The sequence below is a fragment of the Allokutzneria sp. NRRL B-24872 genome, assembly GCF_002155965.1.
Taxonomy (GTDB): domain Bacteria; phylum Actinomycetota; class Actinomycetes; order Mycobacteriales; family Pseudonocardiaceae; genus Allokutzneria.
Genome location: NZ_MUMH01000150.1, coordinates 1 through 1,266, shown reverse-complemented (window position 1 = coordinate 1,266; position 1,266 = coordinate 1). Strand labels below are relative to the sequence as shown.

At 68.9% G+C, this 1,266-nt stretch carries 2 protein-coding genes; both read left to right on the top strand.

Translation table 11 applies throughout. The features are described from left to right. A partial coding sequence (gene paaD, locus CCN37_RS31795) for a 1,2-phenylacetyl-CoA epoxidase subunit PaaD (protein ID WP_086828016.1) occupies positions 1–400 on the top strand: 400 nt, incomplete at its 5' end. A 1-nt stretch (position 401) separates the two neighbouring features. Further along, positions 402–1,266, top strand: an 865-nt coding sequence (locus CCN37_RS31790; protein ID WP_086828013.1) for a 2Fe-2S iron-sulfur cluster-binding protein, incomplete at its 3' end; no start/stop codon positions are given.

Below are 1,266 nucleotides of genomic sequence, written 5' to 3'. Positions count from 1 at the left end.
CGAGGAGGACGGGCGCGTGGTCGTGGTGATCACGCCGACGTACTCCGGCTGCCCGGCGCTGGTGGAGATGCGCGACGACCTCGTGACCGCCTTGCACACCAATGGTTTTGCCGACGCCGAAGTGCGCACGGTGCTCAGCCCCGCGTGGACGACGGACTGGATGACCGAGGAGGGCCGCCGCAAGCTCGCCGAAGCCGGGATCTCGCCGCCCGCGCGCGTCGGTCCTCGTGCGGTCGGCCCGGTGCCGCTGCGCCTGGACCCGCCCGCGCCCAGGCTGAGCTGCCCGCAGTGCGGTTCGCGCGACACCGAGGAGCTGTCCCGGTTCAGCGCGACCGCGTGCAAGGCGCTGCACCGCTGCCGTGCCTGTCGCGAGCCGTTCGAGTACTTCAAGGAGATCTGACGTGGCACGCCCCGTGTTCCATCCTCTGCGCGTGGCCGACGTCGAGCGACTGTGCGACGACGCGGTCGCGGTCACCTTCGACGTGCCGGACGAGCTGNNTGAGCGCCGTTCGTACTCGATCTGCGCTCCGGCGGGCGCGCGTCCTCGCGTCGGCGTGCGCGAGGTTCCGTCCGGTTTGTTCTCCACGTGGCTCGTGCGCGATGTGAAGCCCGGTGACGAGATCGAGGTGCTTCCGCCCACGGGGTCGTTCACCCCCGACGTGGACGTGCCCGGCCACCACGTGCTGATCGCGGCGGGCTCCGGCATCACGCCCGTGCTGTCGATCGCCGCGTCCGTGCTCGCGCACCCGAAGTCGCGTGTGACCGTGCTCTACGGCAATCGCCGGTCTGGCACCGTGATGTTCGCGGACGAGTTGGCGGACCTTAAAGACCGCTACCGCACGCGTTTGGAGCTAGTGCACGTGCTGTCGCGCGAAGCTCGCGAAGCGGAGCTGTTCAGCGGGCGCCTTGATGAAGCGAAGCTGCGTGCGTTGCTGCCCCTGCTGCTCGATGTGGCCGATGTCGACCACTGGTGGCTGTGCGGGCCCTACGGCATGGTCACCGACGCTCAGCGCCTGCTGACGTCGTTGGACGTGCCTGAAGAGCGCGTGCACCAAGAGCTGTTTTATGTCGATGAACCGGTTGTCACCCGCCACGACGAGCCGGTCGTTGACGGACCGAGCGCCAAGGTCACCGTGGTGCTCGATGGGCGTTCGACGGAGATGGCGCTGCCGAAGGGCACTGTCATCCTCGATGGAGCACAGCGCGCACGGCCTGACCTGCCGTTCGCTTGTAAGGGCGGCGTCTGCGGCACGTGCCGCGCGAAGG